Origin of the sequence: Micromonospora sp. URMC 105 (assembly GCF_051386295.1) — a bacterium.
Lineage (GTDB): Bacteria > Actinomycetota > Actinomycetes > Mycobacteriales > Micromonosporaceae > Micromonospora.
The window spans coordinates 50,868-66,983 of sequence record NZ_JBPQTL010000010.1; the positions used below are offsets into that span (position 1 = coordinate 50,868).

The following is a 16,116-nucleotide window of genomic DNA, read 5'->3' on the forward strand; positions in this document are numbered from 1 at the left end:
AGATTCATCAGTTGAAGCGGATGCCAAAGAGCCCGCCCTCCTCGTATTCATCCGTCATTTCTGCGCACTGATGGAAGCGCAGTTTGGGATCCTCGCGCTGGGCCTTCTCGAGGTCGTCTGAATTCATCGTGGCGATATACTGCATGCCTTCTCGCTCCGTGACGTCAGAAGCTAGATTCAGTGCCCCTGCTACTTGCCTGGCTTCCACGCCGTCGTACAGGTGGCTGTCGTGGACAAGAAAATTTGGTCCTCGTCCGGCCCGGTGGGCAATGACCGCCATGGTCAAATCAAAGCAGAAAAGGGCCATGCTCCGGACGCCTTCACTCGCGTCCCCGCCAATTTTTGGGAAGAATCTGTAACCAGTCCGAGATGCTTCTATTGTTAGCGAAGCCGGACGACGGCTGCCGTATAGCACGTAGGCGAATGACGCATACATCTCGGCGATCTCATCCACCTGTAGTCGCCGCTCCTGGAGATCCGTGCTGACCAGCAGTTCAAGCTCAGCCGAACGGAGCTGCAAATGCCGGTTAGCGTTTTCCCACCGATCAACGGTCAGGCGACGTTCGGTCAACTCCGCCAATCTTCCGCCAACCTCGCCGAGCTGCCGCTGTAGTTCGTTGTACGTTTCGAGTGCCCCGCCAGCCTCCAATAGACGCATCAACTGAGATCGTTCGGCGTCTAATTCCGACAACGCTTGCCGATCATCGCTGATTAGCTGCACTAGGCGGCCGTGCTCTGACTCAAGATAGCGGCGTCGATTGTTCACGACCGATCTGTGGAAGGCTTCCACCTCTTCGAAGCGACGCACGACCATGTCCGGCAAGACGATACCCACCTGGTCGTACACGTCTCGAAGGTAGTCGTGGTCTGGCTGCGCTTCATCCTCTCGGTCTATGGCCGCTTCTAGATCGCCGAGCCGGCGTTCTAGAAGCACCAGCCGGTCGTTAATCTTGCGGATCTTTCGGCTCAACTCATCGGCATCCGCCCGATGCTCCGAATAGCGGTCAACTACACGGAATGAGGATAGCTGGGCCGAGAGCCGTTCTTCCTGAATGCGTAGGGTTCGAATCTCTGCATCCAGATCTTGGACTCTTCCGAGCGTCATCCCTAAGATCGGGTCCTGCGCCGCTTTCTTAAGTTCTCGCAGACTCTTGTCGGCGTCGGCAATCTCACGAACCTTGGCTACAAGCCCCGTGTCCAAGCCAAAGAGATATGCAAGAGGCGGTTGTGTTTCGAAAACGCTCTGCTTCCTATGCGTCTCGGTGGGATTTAGAAACGCCCCGTTCGACACACTTCTGAGATAGAAAGCTACGAGTGCGCGGTAAGTCGGCTCCTCTGGGGAGCCAGTCAATCCAAATAGCTCGGCCCCGAGCTGCTGCCGCCAAGCTTGCAGCCGCACCAGCCGGCCGTTGATCTGCAGGTAGCCTGGATTGATGCCACTGCGAGTGACGTTCGTGGGGCCAGCCGTTAGGTCTAGGACGAGTCTAAAGGTGGCATCAGCAAGTTCCGGCTGTCGGAGGATGTGGCTTGGTGGAGCGGATTGGCCGAGCAAAAAGTCTAATGTGCTAACAAAGCTCGTCTTACCTACGGCGTTCCGCGTGTCTTGGGCGCGGGCCACCTGGGTCCTGTGCGCTAAAACGACGTTTACACCCGGCTCGAACCGGGCGACCTTAAACCGTGGCAGGTCAGAGTCGAGGCTACGCAGCACGGCGGATCCTCGTTAGCTCGCCATTGTGCAACTCAACGGCACCGATTGCGAAAAGAGTGTCAAGCGATAACGCGAACCACCAGAAGGGCAGCGAAGATCGCATATTGCGCTGTTCGCGCCACTCTAGCAACCGGCTCCAGACGGCACTAACAGTCCCGGGCCTATCGAGTTGTAGTAGCACTTGAGCGCCGACAGACATGAGGGCCTGATCTGTTGCTATCGCCTTAGACGGTAGGAGCATAGCCAACCTCCTCAGGCGATTCGAAAATCTCGCAGATCTCGAAAAAGTGCGTTACAACCATCATGGCCGCGCTTCGCTGCTGCTCGGCGTCGCCGTATCCTTCACTGTTGGCGAACGCCTCTTGGACCAAGCTATCGCACAACGCATGAAATACCGCATCCGAGTTTCCCAGAAGCGCCCGGTATTTGTCAAATCGCACTCGCAGCATCTGCGACGCCTGTGACTGTTCGCCCGGAGTAGATTGGCTGAAGTAGTAGCGCACATGACTAGTCTGGGTCTGGAATTTTTTAATCAGCTCGGCAACTTCCTCGCCGAACTCGTTGTGCTCTATTTTGCCGTAGGGGACCTCCGACACTTCCTCTAGGTCGGCGGGAAGCCTTGTGCGGGCCAGCGTTTCAACGCAGCGTGCGATATAACTCATCCCAGCAGGGTGATCCGACGGTGGTGCCCCAAGAATAGAAGCAAGCTTGCTTCGCGGTAGGTCGCTACAGCAGTAATCCCAGAGAACCTGAGGCGGCCATGCCTCTATTTGCACCTCTGTCTTCCCCTTCACCTCGCGGCGAAGTTCCACAATCCCCATAACGGCCATGGTGGGAAGTCCGACTGCGTCGTTGTGCACGAAAGCCCATCGCTCCATGTCGGAGCCCCAATGAGTGAGGGCCGTCGTGAAGTCGTCCTTAATCTTCTTCGTAACGTATGCCTGATTGGGGTTACTGGCCCCGTAGCAAGCTAGCATCAAGCCGTCGATCCATCCGTCGCAGCCTTTGTCTCCTCGCCCTGATGGGTTGACTTGCAGAAACTGCCCCCCATGCTTGGCGTACATCAGGTCTGTGACGAAACTCTGCCAGTCGAATCCAGTCTTGCGCACACAAAGAGCCATAAAGTGACTCTGAAACCATGCCCGATCCTGGTCGTTCAGTAGAGTCACAGGCACCTCGCAGCGGATCGTTTTCCCGGCTTGGTAATGCCTTGCTTAGCTTAGCCGCCCACAAGGGACTGATCTAGCTCCCGGGCGGCAACACGCCTGTTGGGCAGGCCCTGAACATCACTCTGTACCATCCGACGATCTTGCGGAATGCATGGTCGCCTTCCCGACTCGATGGTTGCATCTGCCCGTAGCGCACCCCACCGGCCACCGTGACGGCCGAGCCGATCCGTGGCCGGGGCACGATCGAGACCGGCTGCTAGCACTGCAACACACGGAGGGGTGCCGCGGCAGCACAGCGGTAACACGATGCCAGCACGAGCCTCTGGGCATCCGGTCGCGGCGAGGCAGCGAGGAAGCAGCAAACGCTTCGATAGAAGGCGACAACGTAGGTCACGGCATGGCGAGCCCCACGTGTAGAGGCAGAGCGGTGACACCATCTGGCGACGGTCGACAAGGATCGTCCGGCTCCCCTCAGCGGGGGTCGCCGCTGATGTTGGAACATGGGCAGCGAACGATGGGCTGGCAAGATCGTCGGGCATAAGCCGGGCACAACCGACGCCGGCAAGGGCTGTCAGCCGCTGTAAGGCAACGAGAGACCTCGCCCAGGTCAGGACGCCGATCCGCCCGATCTGAGATGATCCACAGACCGCCGGACGGGTTCAGGGTTCGAGTGCCTGGGTCGTAGGTGGTCGACTCTCGGGGCCGGCGCCGAATGACCCTTGGTCATGTCCGCCGTGATCGGTCGTACGACGACCTGTGGTTTACGGTCGACGGCATGCAGCAGCAGGTGAGTGAGACGAGTGCAGTTCCATCACCCGGAGGTGACCGTGCGGCGTCCCTGATCGCCGCCCTCTGGGCACACTTCTGCGCCCGCCAGGTCTGGCCGACCTGGGCCGAGGTCGACCAGGAGCTCTATCTGGCCGGCACGCGATTCGAGCACGCGCGGGACGAGTTGACGCCTGGTCTCGTCTGCGGCATCGATTCCCGGGGTCGCATGCTGCCGGCACCTGAACAACGCCTCCGCTTGAGCATCGGTGGTGTCGCCAACTGCCGGACCGGTGGCGACCATGTCAGGACCTTCATGCTGCTCGTGCAGTACGCGGTAATGCTGGAACGGGGGTGGGATTACACGTCCGGTGAGCAGCCGTGGTTCTCGTTCGACGAGGCTCGACGTGCGGTAGCCGTGCCTCCCGGCGCTCACGGCCTCACGGTGCTGCGGCAGGTCCTTTCCGTGGTCGACGTCGAGCCGTGGTGCGGGGGATACAGCGGCGAGGCAGACGAGCGCAAAGTCTTCGTGACCCGCTCGATCCGGGAGTTCGCTGGCATGAAGTCAATTTCGGCGTACTGGGAGGTGCGGGATCGGTTGACTCGCCCGACTGACGTAGGCATCCCCGTTCCTGTCTTTCCCGTACAGGGGCCGACGCAGGACTCGGCCCGTGCCGCAGTCGAGGGATTACGCGTGGAGATCCACCCGCTGCTGCATGACGCGCTGTGGTTATACGAGAACGGCCGCATGGTAGAAGCGGCGGACACGGCGCTACGCGAGGTCGAGGCCCGCGTCGTTGCGCTATCGAAAGGTGCCTTGGCCCTTCCGGAAAGCGAGTCCTTCGGCCAGCGCCGCGTAGCCGCCGCCCTCAAGCCCAGCCTCGGCCCGATCCTGAATGTGAGCCACGCCGACGACGGGTACGACAGAGGCGAGCAGGACGGCATGACGTTCTTCTTCATGGGTGTCTATAGCGGTTTGCGCAACACCATCGGGCACCGGAAGTTCCGTCCAACTGATGCAGCGGAAGTCGCCGAGATTCTTGCTGTGGCCAGCATGTGCATGCGTCGGCTCGACACCGCCGAATCCCGTCTCTCCGGGGACCGCTGACAGGACCACATACTTCTACGCCCACTGCTTGGCAGCGGGCTGCGGCTCTAACTGCCTGTGTCCGGCGCGGTAGCGGAGGCAGCAAGAAAGCATCGAACGTGCCGCTTGCGGGCGACACGCGGCGCGTGCAGGCGAGGTGGTAGCCGAGCTGAGCGGTACGGGATGACAGTCGACGGCAGCAGTCGATGCGCCACACCCCGCGTTCGGGACGAAGCGTTCTAGCTTGCCCCGACGGAGGTCGCTGACGGCTGGGACAGGGCTAGCGGCCGACGCGGATGCGGTCGGCGGCATATACCTCACGTGAGCCGTCAGCGCGGAAGATCACGATTACCGGGGTGCCCTCACCGATGTCCAGCTCGCGCCGCTCGGCGGGTGTGGGCATCCGGGCGGTGGCGGTGTCGCCCTTGAGGAGGGTCACCGTCTCGGTCGGTTCGACTGAGCGGACGAACGTGCCGCGCGGCGGTTCCACGATCACGAGCCCTTCCGACCGGAGCAGTGCTACCGCTTGTCGGACACTCGTGCGGCTCAGCCCGTACTCCTGAGCCAACCGCAGCTCACTGGGAAGTGAAGCCCCAGGCGCGAGGTCGCCAGACGTGATCCGGTCTCGCAGGAGGTCTGCGAGCTGCCGGAACACGGCGCGATCCGCACTTGGGTCGATCACGAAAGCGACGCTACGTGTCCAACAGCTCTACATCCTATTGTATCTACAGTCCTACGTCGTTACGGTGACATGAACTGCGGCCTTTCGCGGAGAGCCTGTCCGGAGGCATGCGCGCGATCTTGATCCACACCCGAGGGGAGACCGGTGCCTCGCGTTTCGTACGAGGAGTACTTGATAGCCGTCGCGCTCACTCTGGCCAGGCGGCACCGGCCGGTCTGGTCCTGGGAGCGGTGGCGGAAGGTATGCCGATGCGGAGGCGAGCTGCCCTGCCATACAAGGCATCGGATTCCGATCAACCGAGGCCACTGGCCGCAAACCACCACCAGCAGAGCCCCCGGCCATCTGACCAGTCGGCAGCGCAGGAGACGCCGAGATGACGAGTCACCTCCCGGTCACTCCCGCGTGGACGTGCAGCGGATGCGGTGCCGACTGGCCTTGTCAGACCCGCCAACGGGAGCTGCGAGCGGAGTACGACGGCGTCCCCGTGTCGCTGGCCCTCTACCTGGCCGCCCATCTCGTCGACGCCGCCCAGGACTTGGCCCACGTCCCCGCCGGTTACCTGCACCGCCGGTTCCTCGGCTGGACCCGATGAGCATCCTGCGACCCGGCGACGAGAAGTTCCACTACAGCGACGGCTCCCACCGCTGGATCCCGCCGGACCCGGACTACGACCAGGAAATCTGGGACGAGCAGGTCCGCCAACACAAGCAAGGCCACCTCAAGAACGAGCGCCCCAAGGTCCGCATCCAGCGCCTCGTCTGATGCCAGCAGTACAGCAGCGAAGTACAGCAACCGTGCCAGCCGAGCCCGGCCGAGAAGCGCGCCAACAGGCCGGATGACCTCGCACCGCACCCGATCCGGCCGGCTCGCCGGCAATCCATAGGTTCAGGGTTCGAGTCCCTGGCGGCCCACCATCTACCGCCGCTGAGCTGCGAGAACGCTGGGTGAAGATGATCGGGCACCGCCAGGGCACCAACAACGCCGCGCGGGCCGTCCTTTTCGGCAACCAGTGGACGTAGGTCTCCAACGTGATCCGCAGGTTGGCGTTCCTCAGCGCCTTCTGTACGTCCTGCGGCTCAGAGCCGTGGCGCGTCGTCGCCAGGACCGGCGACTCGGGGAGTGGCAAGGTGGTCCGGTGGGAGTTCGACACCGAGGACGAGGTTCGGCAGATGGCGCGGCGTCTCGTCCAGGCCGATGGCGGTGCGGTCGATCCGGCACACGGTTCGGCGCGGTCCGAATTCGATTGACGGGATGACCGCAAGGATCCTACGGTCGCGCCGATGCGCCCTGGAGAGATCGTCGTCGCTGTCGAGCAGGTGCGCGCCCTGATCGACGAGCAGTTCCCCGAATGGTCGGACCTGCCGATCGTCCCGCAGCCGTTGATCGGCACCGACAACGCGCTGTTCCGGCTGGGTGATTCCCTGACGGCACGGCTGCCGCGGGCGCAGTGGGCGGTCGACCAGGTGGCGACCGGCGCCACCTGGCTGCCGCGGCTGGCGCCGCATCTGCCGGTGCCAGTGCCGGTGCCGGTCGCGGTTGGCCGGCCGGGCGGGGACTATCCGTGGCCGTGGACGGTCGTCCCGTGGCTGGACGGGCGCAATCCGGAAGCCGGGCAGGATCTCGTCGACCTCGCCGTCGACCTCGCCGGCTTCGTGCGCGCGATGATCGCGATCGACCCGATGGGCGGGCCGGTCAAGGAGGGGATTCAGCGCGGCGTACCTCTGGTGCAGCGGGACGAGCTGACCCGCCGGTCGATCGCGGCGCTGGGCGACCGGATCGACGGGCGGGCGGTGACCGCGGCGTGGGACGAGGCGATGGCAACAGACGAGTGGCCCGGACCGCCGGTATGGCTGCACGGTGATCTCCTGGAAGGCAACCTGCTGGTCGACCGGGGCAGGCTCATCGGGGTGATCGACTTCGGCAGTCTCGGCCGCGGCGATCCGGCGGTCGAGGTGCGGCCGGGCTGGAGCCTGTTCGATGCCCGCGCGCGTGCCGCCTACCGGGAGGCGCTCGGGTTCGACGAGGCGACCTGGGTGCGCGGGTGGGCCTGGATGCTGTCGGGCTCGCTCTACTGGCTGGCGGACCTGTGGGACTCGATCAGCGAGGACGACCGCGAGGACACGATCCGCTACATCGACTACATCGTGCGCCACCGCCACGACTGACCTGCGGTGTCGGGCGACGTCCCGCACGGCGGCGTCGGGCCGTCGCCGGCGGATTCAGCTCCAACCGGATTCGGGGCAACCCGCGACGGCCGATCCTCGATTCGGTGCCACGACCGCTCCACCGCGCTGTCGGTGCCGATGCGGTGATCGCACCAGACCGACCAGTCGCCTAGCGCAGCCGCCGGGACGAGATGTTCTCCTGGGCCAGCAGTCGAAGCGACGCGACGATCCGCTCGCCGAGGATGGTGCCGATCACTACGCTCTCGGCGATCTGATCCGGGTCGGCCCGGGAGGCGACCGCGGCGACCTCCAGCTCGGTGAACCGCTCGACCGCCTCCGCGTACGAGTCGAGGAAGCCGACCAGGTGGTCCTGGCCGAGTGATCGCAGGACGCTGATGGTGTCGACCAGGGTGGCGATCGCCGGTGAGTCGGGCGCGACGGCCCAGCCTCGCCGCTGGATGAGTTCCTGCACCTGCGCGGTGGCGGCCGCGTGTGCGTCTTCGCCCGCAGTCGGCTGCCGGCTCGGGGTGATGGCCCGATGCACCACCCCGATCCGTTGGTGCAGGGACAGGGTGTCGGAGTCGAGCGCTTCGAGTACGGCTCTGACCTGGGCCACGGGGACCTGGGCCAGGTCGATCATGGCTCGGATCAGGCGCAGCCGGTTCAGGTGATGCTCGTCGTAGCTGGCCTGGTTGGGGCTGGTCAGTTCGCCGGGCGGCAACAGGCCTTCCCGTAGGTAGTACTTGATCGTCGGTACCGCAACCCCTGACCGCCGACTCAGCTCCGCGATGCGCATCCTTGACTTCCTCTCACCCGAGACGGATAGTAGCAGTATCCATAAGCAGATAGTGGCACTATCCATCCGGGGGAAGATGATGATTGAAGCGGTTCTGCTGATCGCCCTGCTGGGCTTCCGTCTACTGGGTGCGCTCGGTGTGCGCCGGTTCGCCACCTGGGCGGCCAGCGCGGCACACGCGATGGCGGTCATGCTCGTCGTCACCGCAACCGCGCACTTCGTGCCGCCGAGCGTCACCGTGATGCCGAACCACGCCGACCTGGTCCGGATGGTGCCGCCGGTCGTGCCGTTCGCCGAGGCGATGGTCTACCTGACCGGCGTGCTGGAGCTGCTGGGCGCCGTGGGCCTGGTGCTGACCGCGACCCGCTGGGCGGCCGGGGTCAGCCTGGCCGCGCTCTACGTGCTCCTGCTTCCGGCGAACGTCTACGCCGCCGTCAACGACGTGCCGTTCAACGGGGGTGCGCCCACTTCGCTGTGGCTGCGAATCCCGGAGCAGGTCCTCTACATCGCCATCGCCGTCTGGGTGGCCCGGTCGGCCGACCGCACGGCGGCCCGACGCCTCCTGCACGTGTGGCGTGCCCGCGTCACACCGTCGGCGGCCGTTGCCGACCGCCCCTCGTCACTGTGATCCGGAAGGAGTTCGCCGTGCAGACCTTGGCTCTCAGTACCGAGTCCCGCGTGATCGCCGGGCTGGTGCTCCTCACCGTCGTCACCATCCAGGTCGGCGGCTGGTTCCTGACCCGCATCGCCCAGGGCGCGGTGCCGATGACCGACTTCCAGAAGTCCTCCGCACGCGCCGGGCACGGCCACGCCGGCGTACTGGTGATCCTGAGCCTGGTCGGCCTGCTCTACGTGGACGCCACCGGCCTCACCGGCGCCTGGCTCTGGATCGCCCGGTTGGGACTGCCCGTCGCCGCGGTCCTGATGTCCGCCGGGTTCTTCGCCTCCTCCGCCGGCAGGAACGCCACCCGGCCCAACAGCTTCGTCTGGGTGCTGTGGGCCGGCGCGCTCTCCCTGGCCGCGGGGGTGGTCAGCCTCGGCGTCGGGCTGCTGACCGCCTGACGAAACCGGCAGCCGGCCGCGACCACCTACCCCCACTCCCGGCGCACCGGAGGCTCCTGCGGCTCCTCGTGCGGAGGCTCCGGTTGCGCCGTCTCGACCATCTCATCCTCCGGAACGCGGCCCGGCAGCTTGCCGAATCTCTCGTGCCGCCGGGCCTCGTACTCCTCGTCCGTCGACCGGTCGGTGCGTCCTCGGTCCTCACTCATGCCGACCTCCCTCGCTGGTCCCATTGTCCCCGCCGAGGCGACCTTCGCGCCGGGATCGGTGACGCTGGTGCCGCCCGGGCCGGCACTCAGGCCTACCGGGCGACATCGAGGTTCGCGACTGCAGCGTGCCGGTTACCTGGGGGCCGACCGGTATGAGGAACAGGTGACGGTGGTCGACCGCCAGCGAGTCTGGCTGAGGCACTGACGGGCGAGCAGCACAGTCCCGGACCTGGTGAGGGCCGCGCCCTGCCCGTCCGCCGGCTGCGCCGTCAGAGTCCAGGTGTAGGCAGTGTTGGGCATCAGGCGGCCGGAGCCGTCCTTGCCGTTCCACGCGGCGGCCACCAGGCCGCGCGCCAGGCCACCGGAGAGGGTACGGACGGCGGCGCCGGTGGCCTTGTTCTTGATCACGAGCGTCCAGGAGGCGGCCGGCTTGGACAGCCACCACTTCGGGCTCCACTGAGCGGCGCCTCCCTTGACGTCCACCGAACCGGCGACGCTGGCGTCGAGCTGCACGAGGGGCGAGACCGGGATGCCGCTGGTGACCAGGTGGACGGCACCGTCGGCACCGGCGTGGGCGATCAGCCCGGTGTACGGGTCGACGTCCCAGAGACCCGACGAGAAGTCCCCGGCGGTGTGCGACACCGGCGAGCCGCTGCGCATGTCGGTCACCTTCAGCTGGCCGTCCGCCTCGGACACGACGAAGCCGTCACCGAGCTTCGCCCGGGACCAGCCGGATCCGGAGACGAGGGTCAGGTTCTTCTTCGTGACGGTGTCGTAGACCCCCTGGCCCTCCATCGAGCCGACACAGGTCCACAGCAGCCATCGCCCGACCGCCTGGAAGTCCTCCAGGAGGCAGCCGCGCCCGAACCACACCTGAGCGCCCCGCTGTCCGGTCAGGGCGTCGACGGGGGTCACCGCATCGTTGCCGTCCTGCACCCAGAGGGTGGTGCCCCACATGGCCCTGACGCCGGCCGTCGTGGTGAACACCGTGCGCCGGGTGCCGAGGTCGATGATCCGGGTCACCGCCCCGGTGTCGGGGGTGGCCGCCAGGGCGGCGAAGCGGCCGCTGGCGGCCACCACCGACTGGTAGGTGCGGGAGCTGTCGATCCGGCTGCCCGGCAGGGACTGGGTCGGCTCCAGGAGATGCGGCTGCAGGGATCCGTCGACGCCCGAGACGACCGTCCGACCGTCGCCGGTGTCGTGGAGCTCGGTGCACAGCCCGCCTGCGCAACCCTCGTAGGTGGCACCGCGGGCCACCCGGGCGCCGACGGTGGGGGAGCCGGCGACGCCGATGTCCCGCGTGTAGAGGTGGCGCTGCTCGATGGCGAGGTCGTGCTCCTGGGTGGTGAGCCGGCCCTGGGTGAGGGTCAGGTCATCCACCCTGACCGGCATCCGCTGAGGGTACGCATCGGCGATCCTGCGGGCCGTCACCTGGCCGTCGGCGGCGGCCTCGACCAGGGAGACCCCCCAGCCGTCCCATCCCGGGCCGGACCCGCCCGGCACCAGCAGCCCGCCGTTCGGCGTCGGCAGGGCACGCTGCGCCGACCTGGCCAGCAGCGTCTTGACCGTGGAGCCGTCGAGGGCGACGACCTCGACCCGCCAGACCGGCAGGAGGTAGGAGAGCCGGCCGAGGGACGAGTCGTACCGGGACACGACGAGCGTCTCGCCGACCATGCCCAGCAGCTGCGCCTCACCGGTGAGCGGCACCGTCCGCGGGGTGGCGCTCAGATTCTGGCGGGAGTGGACGAAGACGACGCCGTCCTGCCACCACAGCAGGTGGGTGGGGGTGAGCACGATCCGGCCCGGGTTCGCGTCGACGCGGTACGGCAGCGGGATCAGCCGCCCCTGGTCGACGTCGAGCCAGCCGGTGCCGCCGCCGGCGGCCGTCCGGTACTGCACGACCTGTCCGTGCGCGTCGCCCAGCGGGGAATCGGCCTCGAACGTCGCGAGCACACCGTCGGGAACACCCTGCACCGCCCGCTGGGTGAAGGAGTTGTCGTCACGGGTGTCGAGCAGCTGCCAGGTGACGTCGGCGCCGCCGAAACTTCCCGTCGTCGTCACGACCGTCCAGCCGAGCGTGCTGACGTAGGTGTGGGCGGCGGGGAGCACGACCGTACGGGACCGCCCGGTCGACATGTCCCGCAGCCGCACGGTCCGGTCGTTGTCGTCGTAGTGCGCGACGACGTCCGAGCCCGCGCCGAAGTCCGGCACGGTGCGGATTCCGGTGGCGGACGCGTCGACGACCGTGTCGGCGCCGGCGTAGCTCGTCCACAGGTGACCACGCGCGTGCTCGTAGCGGAGGAATCCCGAAGGACCGGCGCTCAGCAGGCTCGTATGGGGGCGCAGGACGGTGGTGGGAGGGATCACCACCTCTCCCGAGCTGGGCTCACCCTGTGCGGCGCCGGTCGTCAGCGGGACCAGGCCCACGCCGAGCATGACTGACATGGCGCCGGCGATGCCGACGCGCACGAGCGTACGTCTGGACACGTTCGTCCTCCCCGCAGGACAGAAGGTGGAAGCTCCGGAGGCTGTTACTGCGCCATACCTGTGCATCCGCAGATGACGAACCGGCGACCTACGACGGCCGGGAGCCCCAGAAAGTAGCCGGAGCGTAGCAATCGGCCCGACGCATGATCAATGGTTCGGTCGGACGAATCGCGGCACGTCGGTGCGCAGGTCGGGCCGCCGGGGAGCAGGGCCCGGGGGAGGAAATGGTCGCCGCTTCGTCACCTGTCCGCACCGCCCGGCCCCTGGTTACCTCATCGGCGACGGATCACCAGAGAGAGCAGGGCACACCATGTCGATCCTCCGCCGTTCCCTCGCCGCCACGGGCGCACTCCTCGCCGCCGGCGCCGTCGCGCTGGTCGACGCGTCGCCGGCGCTGGCCAGCACGCCGTCGAGCTGCTCCAGCGTGCGCCAGATCGGCACCACCCGGGTGCTGACGGTCGGCGGCATGCAGGCGGCTTCGGTCAAGCAGTACTACGGCTGCGGCTACAACTACGCCTACATCTACGTCTGGGAGCAGTACCGCGCCTCCCACTCCAACTGGGACCTCTACGTCCACGTCATCGACGAGTCGGACAGCGGCACCGACTACGGGGTGGGCCGCCTGAACGACACCACCCGGGCCGAACTGTGGGGCGCCCCCGCCGCCACCGCGGCGCACTGCACCCACGTGACGGGCTACCTCAACGGCACGGGTGGTTCGACCAGCACGGTCTGCTGACCGCTGAGCCCCGACGCGGCCCGCCGGAAGCGCCGGCGGGCCCTCCCGGGCGTCCCGGACATCGCGGCCGGGACGCCGCGATCGACACCTCGAAAGGAACACCACCGGCATGAAGTTCACCATGCGGAAGGCGCTCGGCGTGGCTGCGGCGGTCACCGCGCTCACCGTCGCGCTGCCCAGCCCGGCCATGGCCTCGGACTCGTACCACGTCATGAACACCGGCGACGCGTTCGGCGGCGGCATCTTCGACTACAGCGGTGAGGCGTACTTCACCGAGCACGGCGACATCGTCAAGATCTGCGACACCGACGCCGACGGGTACGCGGTGAAGATGTGGGTCAACCTCGACGAGCCGCACGGGCCGAACCTGTACACCTTCACTCGCGGCGGGGAGGGCAACTGCGCCACCCACCGGGCAAGTGACGGCGGCGCCTACAACCTGCCGGAGAACAAGTACATCGGCTTCCTGTTCTGCCGGTACAAGGACGGCCACGAGTCGGAGTGCGCCGGATACCGCTTTTACAACGACCACTGACGGTCGGCGCCGGGGCGCCCCCGCACGAAAAGGGCGCCCCGGCGCGGAGTACGAGTGGCTGAGGGCCCTGTCGCGAGCCATCGGTAACATTCACCGGCGATGGTCCACAGCGAGCAGTCGGTGACGCACGACCCCGGCGTCGTCCTCGGGGTCGACGGCTGCACCGACGCCGTCGAGGTGGGGCGGGGCGGCTTCGGCGTGGTCTACCGGGCCTGGCAGCCCGACTTCTCCCGCTGGGTGGCGGTGAAGGTGCTCGCCGCCGACTGGCACGGCCCGTCCCGCGCCCGCTTCGACCGGGAGTTGCGGATGCTGGGCCGGCTCTCCGGCCACCCGCACATCGTCACGCTGCACCAGGCCGGCTGCACCGCCGCCGGCAACCCGTACCTGCTGATGGCGTACGAGGAGGGCGGCTCGCTGGGCGACCGGCTGTGCGGCGGCGCGGCCGGCGACTGGCGTGCGGCGGTCGCCGGGGGCATCGCGATCGCCGGCGCACTGGAGACCGCGCACCGCGCGGGCGTGCTGCACCGCGACGTGAAGCCCGAGAACATCCTGATCTCCGGGTACGGCGAGCCGAAGCTGGCCGACTTCGGGCAGGCCCGGCCCCGCTCGGCCCGCCCGGCCGGCGCGGCCGGGACGGTGACCGCGAGCGTGCTGCACGCCGCGCCGGAGGTGCTGCGGGGCGGCCCGCCCTCGGTGGCCGCCGACGTCTACGCGCTCGCCTCGACCGTGCTGCACTGGATCCGCGGCACCCCGGCCTTCGCCCCCGCCGACGGGGAGTCGCTGGAATCCCTGCTGTGCCGGATCGCCGTGGACCCGGTGCCGGACCTGCGCCCGCTGGGCGTACCCGACGGGGTGTGCGCGGCGGTGGAGCGCGCGCTGGCCAAGGATCCGGCGCGGCGGCCCCCGACGGCCGCCGCCTTCGCGGAGCAGCTGCGCGCGGCGCAGGCGGCGGCGGGCCTGCCGGTGACCCCGTTCGTCCTCGGCGGTGTCGGCGACGACCCCGGCGGGCCGCAGCCGCAGCCGCCCGCCGACCAGGCCGCCGCGCTCTCGTTGACCGAACGCCGCCGGGCCGCCCTGGCGCTGTCGGCCACCGTCACGCGCCCGCCGGTCGGGGTACGCCGGCCCGCGCTGACCCGCTCGCTCGGCCTGCTCGTCGCGCTGGCGTCGGTGCTGACCGTCGGCGGATCGCGGGCGCTGCCCACCCCCACCCCGGTGGCGCTGCCGGCCCAGGTGCCCTTCGGCGAGCTCGAACTCAACGCCGAGTCGCCCGAGCAGGTGGTGGCCGTCGGCAACCGGGCGGACCGGCCGCTCCGGTTGACCGGGTTGACGCTGACCGGGCCGTCCGCGGGCGACCTGCGGATCGTCGCGGACGGGTGCACCACCCGGCCGCTCGCGCCCGGCGACCGGTGCGCGGTGCGCCTGGTCGCCGTGCCGCGCGCCGCCGGGCCGATCCGGGCGTCGCTGGAGCTGACCGCGGGCGGCCGGCGGGTCACCACCCCGATCGCCGGCACCGGCCGGCCCCGACCGGCGAGCCGGGACGACGCGCCGCCCGGCCCCTGCTACGCCGACGCCTACCAAGTCGGCGCGTCGGCCTACGGCCATGCGGGCGGCCTGCGGGCGATCTCGGTGAAGCACTACTGGTCGCCGAGCTGCCGCGCCACCATGGCGTACGTCTGGGTGTGGAAGCAGTACCGGGACAACGCGGCCGTCAGCGGCGGCACCTGGAACGTCGACCTGGGGGTACGCGAGGACGGGCCGACGGCGGCGCGACAGCGCGCGGTCGGGCAGCCGTTCGAGCTGTGGACCGAGCCGTACCCGTCGGCGGGGCGCTGCACCGCGGCCACCGCGACGGTCACCGCCGACCGGTCGAAGGCGGCGACGAGCGCGACCACCGAGCCCTGGTGCGACCGGTGACGGCCGGCTACTTCGAGGTCCACGGGGTGGGCGCGGTCCGGCTCGTGCCGCTGACCACCGAGGCGCTGACCATCGGCCGGGCGCCGGGCAACGAGCTGCCCATCGACAGCAAGCTGGTCTCCCGGCTGCACGCCCTGGTGGAACGCTTCCCGTCCGGCTGGACGATCCGCGACCTGGGCAGCACCAACGGCACCACGGTCAACGGCGGCCGGGTGCAGGCGGCGAGGCTGCTGCGCGACGGCGACCGGGTGGAGATCGGACCGGCCCGGCTGCTCTTCCGCGCCCCGGCCGGGCACACCGGCACCCGGACGGTGGGCGTCGAGCCGCCGCCGGCGCCCCCGGCGCTGACCCGTCGCGAGCAGGATCTCGTCGAGGTGCTCTGCCGCCCGTACGTCGAGGGCGGTACGGCCTTCCCGGAGCCGCCCACCGTGCGGGCGCTGGCTTCCGCGCTCGGGGTCAGCGAGAGCGCCGTGAAGAAGCACCTGGCCCACCTGTACGACAAGTTCGGGCTGGTCACCAACGACGAGCGGCGTCGGTCCCGGCTGGCCGGCGAGGCGGTCCGCCGGGGTGCGGCCGGCCTGTCCGGCGGCTGACGTACGCGTGCCCTCCGGACCCCCCACGGGCCCGGAGGGCACACCCCCCTGTTTCCTCCCTGCGCGCCGCGCCCCCGCGAAGGGCGCGACGACGGCACTGGCGCACCTCGTGCGCCGGGCGGCCCGGCCGGGAGGACGTGGCCGGCGGCGCCCGCCACGAATCACACCAGGCCGGGCGGCGTGCCGACAGGTGTCGGAACGGGGAGGG

The 16,116-nt window shown here is 68.3% G+C and carries 18 protein-coding genes; 11 read left to right on the forward strand and 7 right to left on the reverse strand.

Annotated features, from left to right (window positions below):
- Positions 1-7: 7 nt before the first annotated feature.
- Genes ACSNN7_RS05915 through ACSNN7_RS05925 form a run of 3 tightly spaced genes read right to left on the reverse strand, consistent with a single transcriptional unit; the run spans position 8 to position 2,877 of the window.
- Complete coding sequence (locus tag ACSNN7_RS05915; protein ID WP_436679612.1) at positions 8-1,708, reverse strand: ABC-three component system protein; 1,701 nt, start codon at positions 1,706-1,708, stop codon at positions 8-10.
- On the reverse strand, positions 1,698-1,949 hold the full coding sequence (locus tag ACSNN7_RS05920; protein ID WP_436679613.1) for an ABC-three component system middle component 6: 252 nt from the start codon (positions 1,947-1,949) through the stop codon (positions 1,698-1,700). The genes ACSNN7_RS05915 and ACSNN7_RS05920 overlap by 11 nt, the downstream gene beginning before the upstream one ends.
- Complete coding sequence (locus tag ACSNN7_RS05925) at positions 1,933-2,877, reverse strand: ABC-three component system protein (RefSeq protein WP_436679614.1); 945 nt, start codon at positions 2,875-2,877, stop codon at positions 1,933-1,935. Before ACSNN7_RS05925 ends, ACSNN7_RS05920 begins: the two co-directional genes overlap by 17 nt.
- A gap of 775 nt (positions 2,878-3,652) precedes the next feature.
- Here ACSNN7_RS05925 and ACSNN7_RS05930 point away from each other — a divergent pair.
- Complete coding sequence (locus tag ACSNN7_RS05930; protein WP_436679615.1) at positions 3,653-4,750, forward strand: TIGR02391 family protein; 1,098 nt, start codon at positions 3,653-3,655, stop codon at positions 4,748-4,750.
- 259 nt (positions 4,751-5,009) lie between these two features.
- Here ACSNN7_RS05930 and ACSNN7_RS05935 read toward each other — a convergent pair whose 3' ends face one another.
- A complete protein-coding gene (locus tag ACSNN7_RS05935; RefSeq protein WP_436679616.1) occupies positions 5,010-5,411 on the reverse strand; it encodes a GntR family transcriptional regulator in 402 nt (133 codons plus the stop codon).
- A gap of 373 nt (positions 5,412-5,784) precedes the next feature.
- Between ACSNN7_RS05935 and ACSNN7_RS05940 the strand changes: the two genes are divergently transcribed.
- The 4 genes from ACSNN7_RS05940 to ACSNN7_RS05955 all read left to right on the forward strand — a co-directional run bounded on the left by ACSNN7_RS05940 (position 5,785) and on the right by ACSNN7_RS05955 (position 7,576).
- On the forward strand, positions 5,785-6,003 hold the full coding sequence (locus ACSNN7_RS05940; RefSeq protein WP_436679617.1) for a flavin reductase: 219 nt from the start codon (positions 5,785-5,787) through the stop codon (positions 6,001-6,003).
- Complete coding sequence (locus ACSNN7_RS05945) at positions 6,000-6,173, forward strand: hypothetical protein (protein WP_436679618.1); 174 nt, start codon at positions 6,000-6,002, stop codon at positions 6,171-6,173. The genes ACSNN7_RS05940 and ACSNN7_RS05945 overlap by 4 nt, the downstream gene beginning before the upstream one ends.
- A gap of 266 nt (positions 6,174-6,439) precedes the next feature.
- Entirely contained in the window at positions 6,440-6,658 is a 219-nt protein-coding gene (locus ACSNN7_RS05950; protein WP_436679619.1) for a hypothetical protein, read from the forward strand.
- 69 nt (positions 6,659-6,727) lie between these two features.
- Positions 6,728-7,576, forward strand: coding sequence for an aminoglycoside phosphotransferase family protein (locus ACSNN7_RS05955; RefSeq protein WP_436679620.1), 849 nt, complete (start codon positions 6,728-6,730; stop codon positions 7,574-7,576).
- Between the two features lie 169 nt (positions 7,577-7,745).
- On the opposite strand, the gene ACSNN7_RS05960 is transcribed toward ACSNN7_RS05955, so the two are convergent.
- On the reverse strand, positions 7,746-8,372 hold the full coding sequence (locus ACSNN7_RS05960; RefSeq protein WP_436679621.1) for a MerR family transcriptional regulator: 627 nt from the start codon (positions 8,370-8,372) through the stop codon (positions 7,746-7,748).
- 79 nt (positions 8,373-8,451) lie between these two features.
- Here ACSNN7_RS05960 and ACSNN7_RS05965 point away from each other — a divergent pair, with 79 nt between their 5' ends.
- Together ACSNN7_RS05965 and ACSNN7_RS05970 are read left to right on the forward strand one after the other, a co-directional pair.
- Complete coding sequence (locus ACSNN7_RS05965; protein WP_436679658.1) at positions 8,452-9,000, forward strand: DoxX family protein; 549 nt, start codon at positions 8,452-8,454, stop codon at positions 8,998-9,000.
- A 17-nt stretch (positions 9,001-9,017) separates the two neighbouring features.
- The gene (locus ACSNN7_RS05970) at positions 9,018-9,434 is read left to right on the forward strand and encodes a hypothetical protein (protein WP_436679623.1); all 417 of its coding nucleotides are present in this window, start codon (positions 9,018-9,020) and stop codon (positions 9,432-9,434) included.
- Between the two features lie 26 nt (positions 9,435-9,460).
- On the opposite strand, the gene ACSNN7_RS05975 is transcribed toward ACSNN7_RS05970, so the two are convergent.
- Together ACSNN7_RS05975 and ACSNN7_RS05980 are read right to left on the reverse strand one after the other, a co-directional pair.
- Positions 9,461-9,640 (reverse strand): hypothetical protein, encoded by a 180-nt coding sequence (locus ACSNN7_RS05975; protein ID WP_436679624.1) that lies wholly within the window; start codon positions 9,638-9,640, stop codon positions 9,461-9,463.
- Between the two features lie 132 nt (positions 9,641-9,772).
- The gene (locus tag ACSNN7_RS05980; RefSeq protein ID WP_436679625.1) at positions 9,773-12,127 is read right to left on the reverse strand and encodes a FlgD immunoglobulin-like domain containing protein; all 2,355 of its coding nucleotides are present in this window, start codon (positions 12,125-12,127) and stop codon (positions 9,773-9,775) included.
- A 310-nt stretch (positions 12,128-12,437) separates the two neighbouring features.
- Here ACSNN7_RS05980 and ACSNN7_RS05985 point away from each other — a divergent pair, with 310 nt between their 5' ends.
- The 4 genes from ACSNN7_RS05985 (at position 12,438) to ACSNN7_RS06000 (ending at position 15,908) form a co-directional block, all read left to right on the forward strand.
- Positions 12,438-12,866 carry a hypothetical protein gene (locus ACSNN7_RS05985; protein ID WP_436679626.1) on the forward strand — a complete coding sequence of 143 codons (429 nt, stop codon included), beginning with the start codon at positions 12,438-12,440 and terminating at the stop codon, positions 12,864-12,866.
- A gap of 109 nt (positions 12,867-12,975) precedes the next feature.
- Positions 12,976-13,401, forward strand: coding sequence for a hypothetical protein (locus tag ACSNN7_RS05990; RefSeq protein WP_436679627.1), 426 nt, complete (start codon positions 12,976-12,978; stop codon positions 13,399-13,401).
- A 99-nt stretch (positions 13,402-13,500) separates the two neighbouring features.
- A complete protein-coding gene (locus ACSNN7_RS05995) occupies positions 13,501-15,315 on the forward strand; it encodes a protein kinase domain-containing protein (RefSeq protein ID WP_436679628.1) in 1,815 nt (604 codons plus the stop codon).
- Positions 15,303-15,908, forward strand: a complete 606-nt coding sequence (locus tag ACSNN7_RS06000; RefSeq protein ID WP_436679629.1) for an FHA domain-containing protein — start codon at positions 15,303-15,305, stop codon at positions 15,906-15,908. Before ACSNN7_RS05995 ends, ACSNN7_RS06000 begins: the two co-directional genes overlap by 13 nt.
- Positions 15,909-16,116 lie beyond the last annotated feature (208 nt).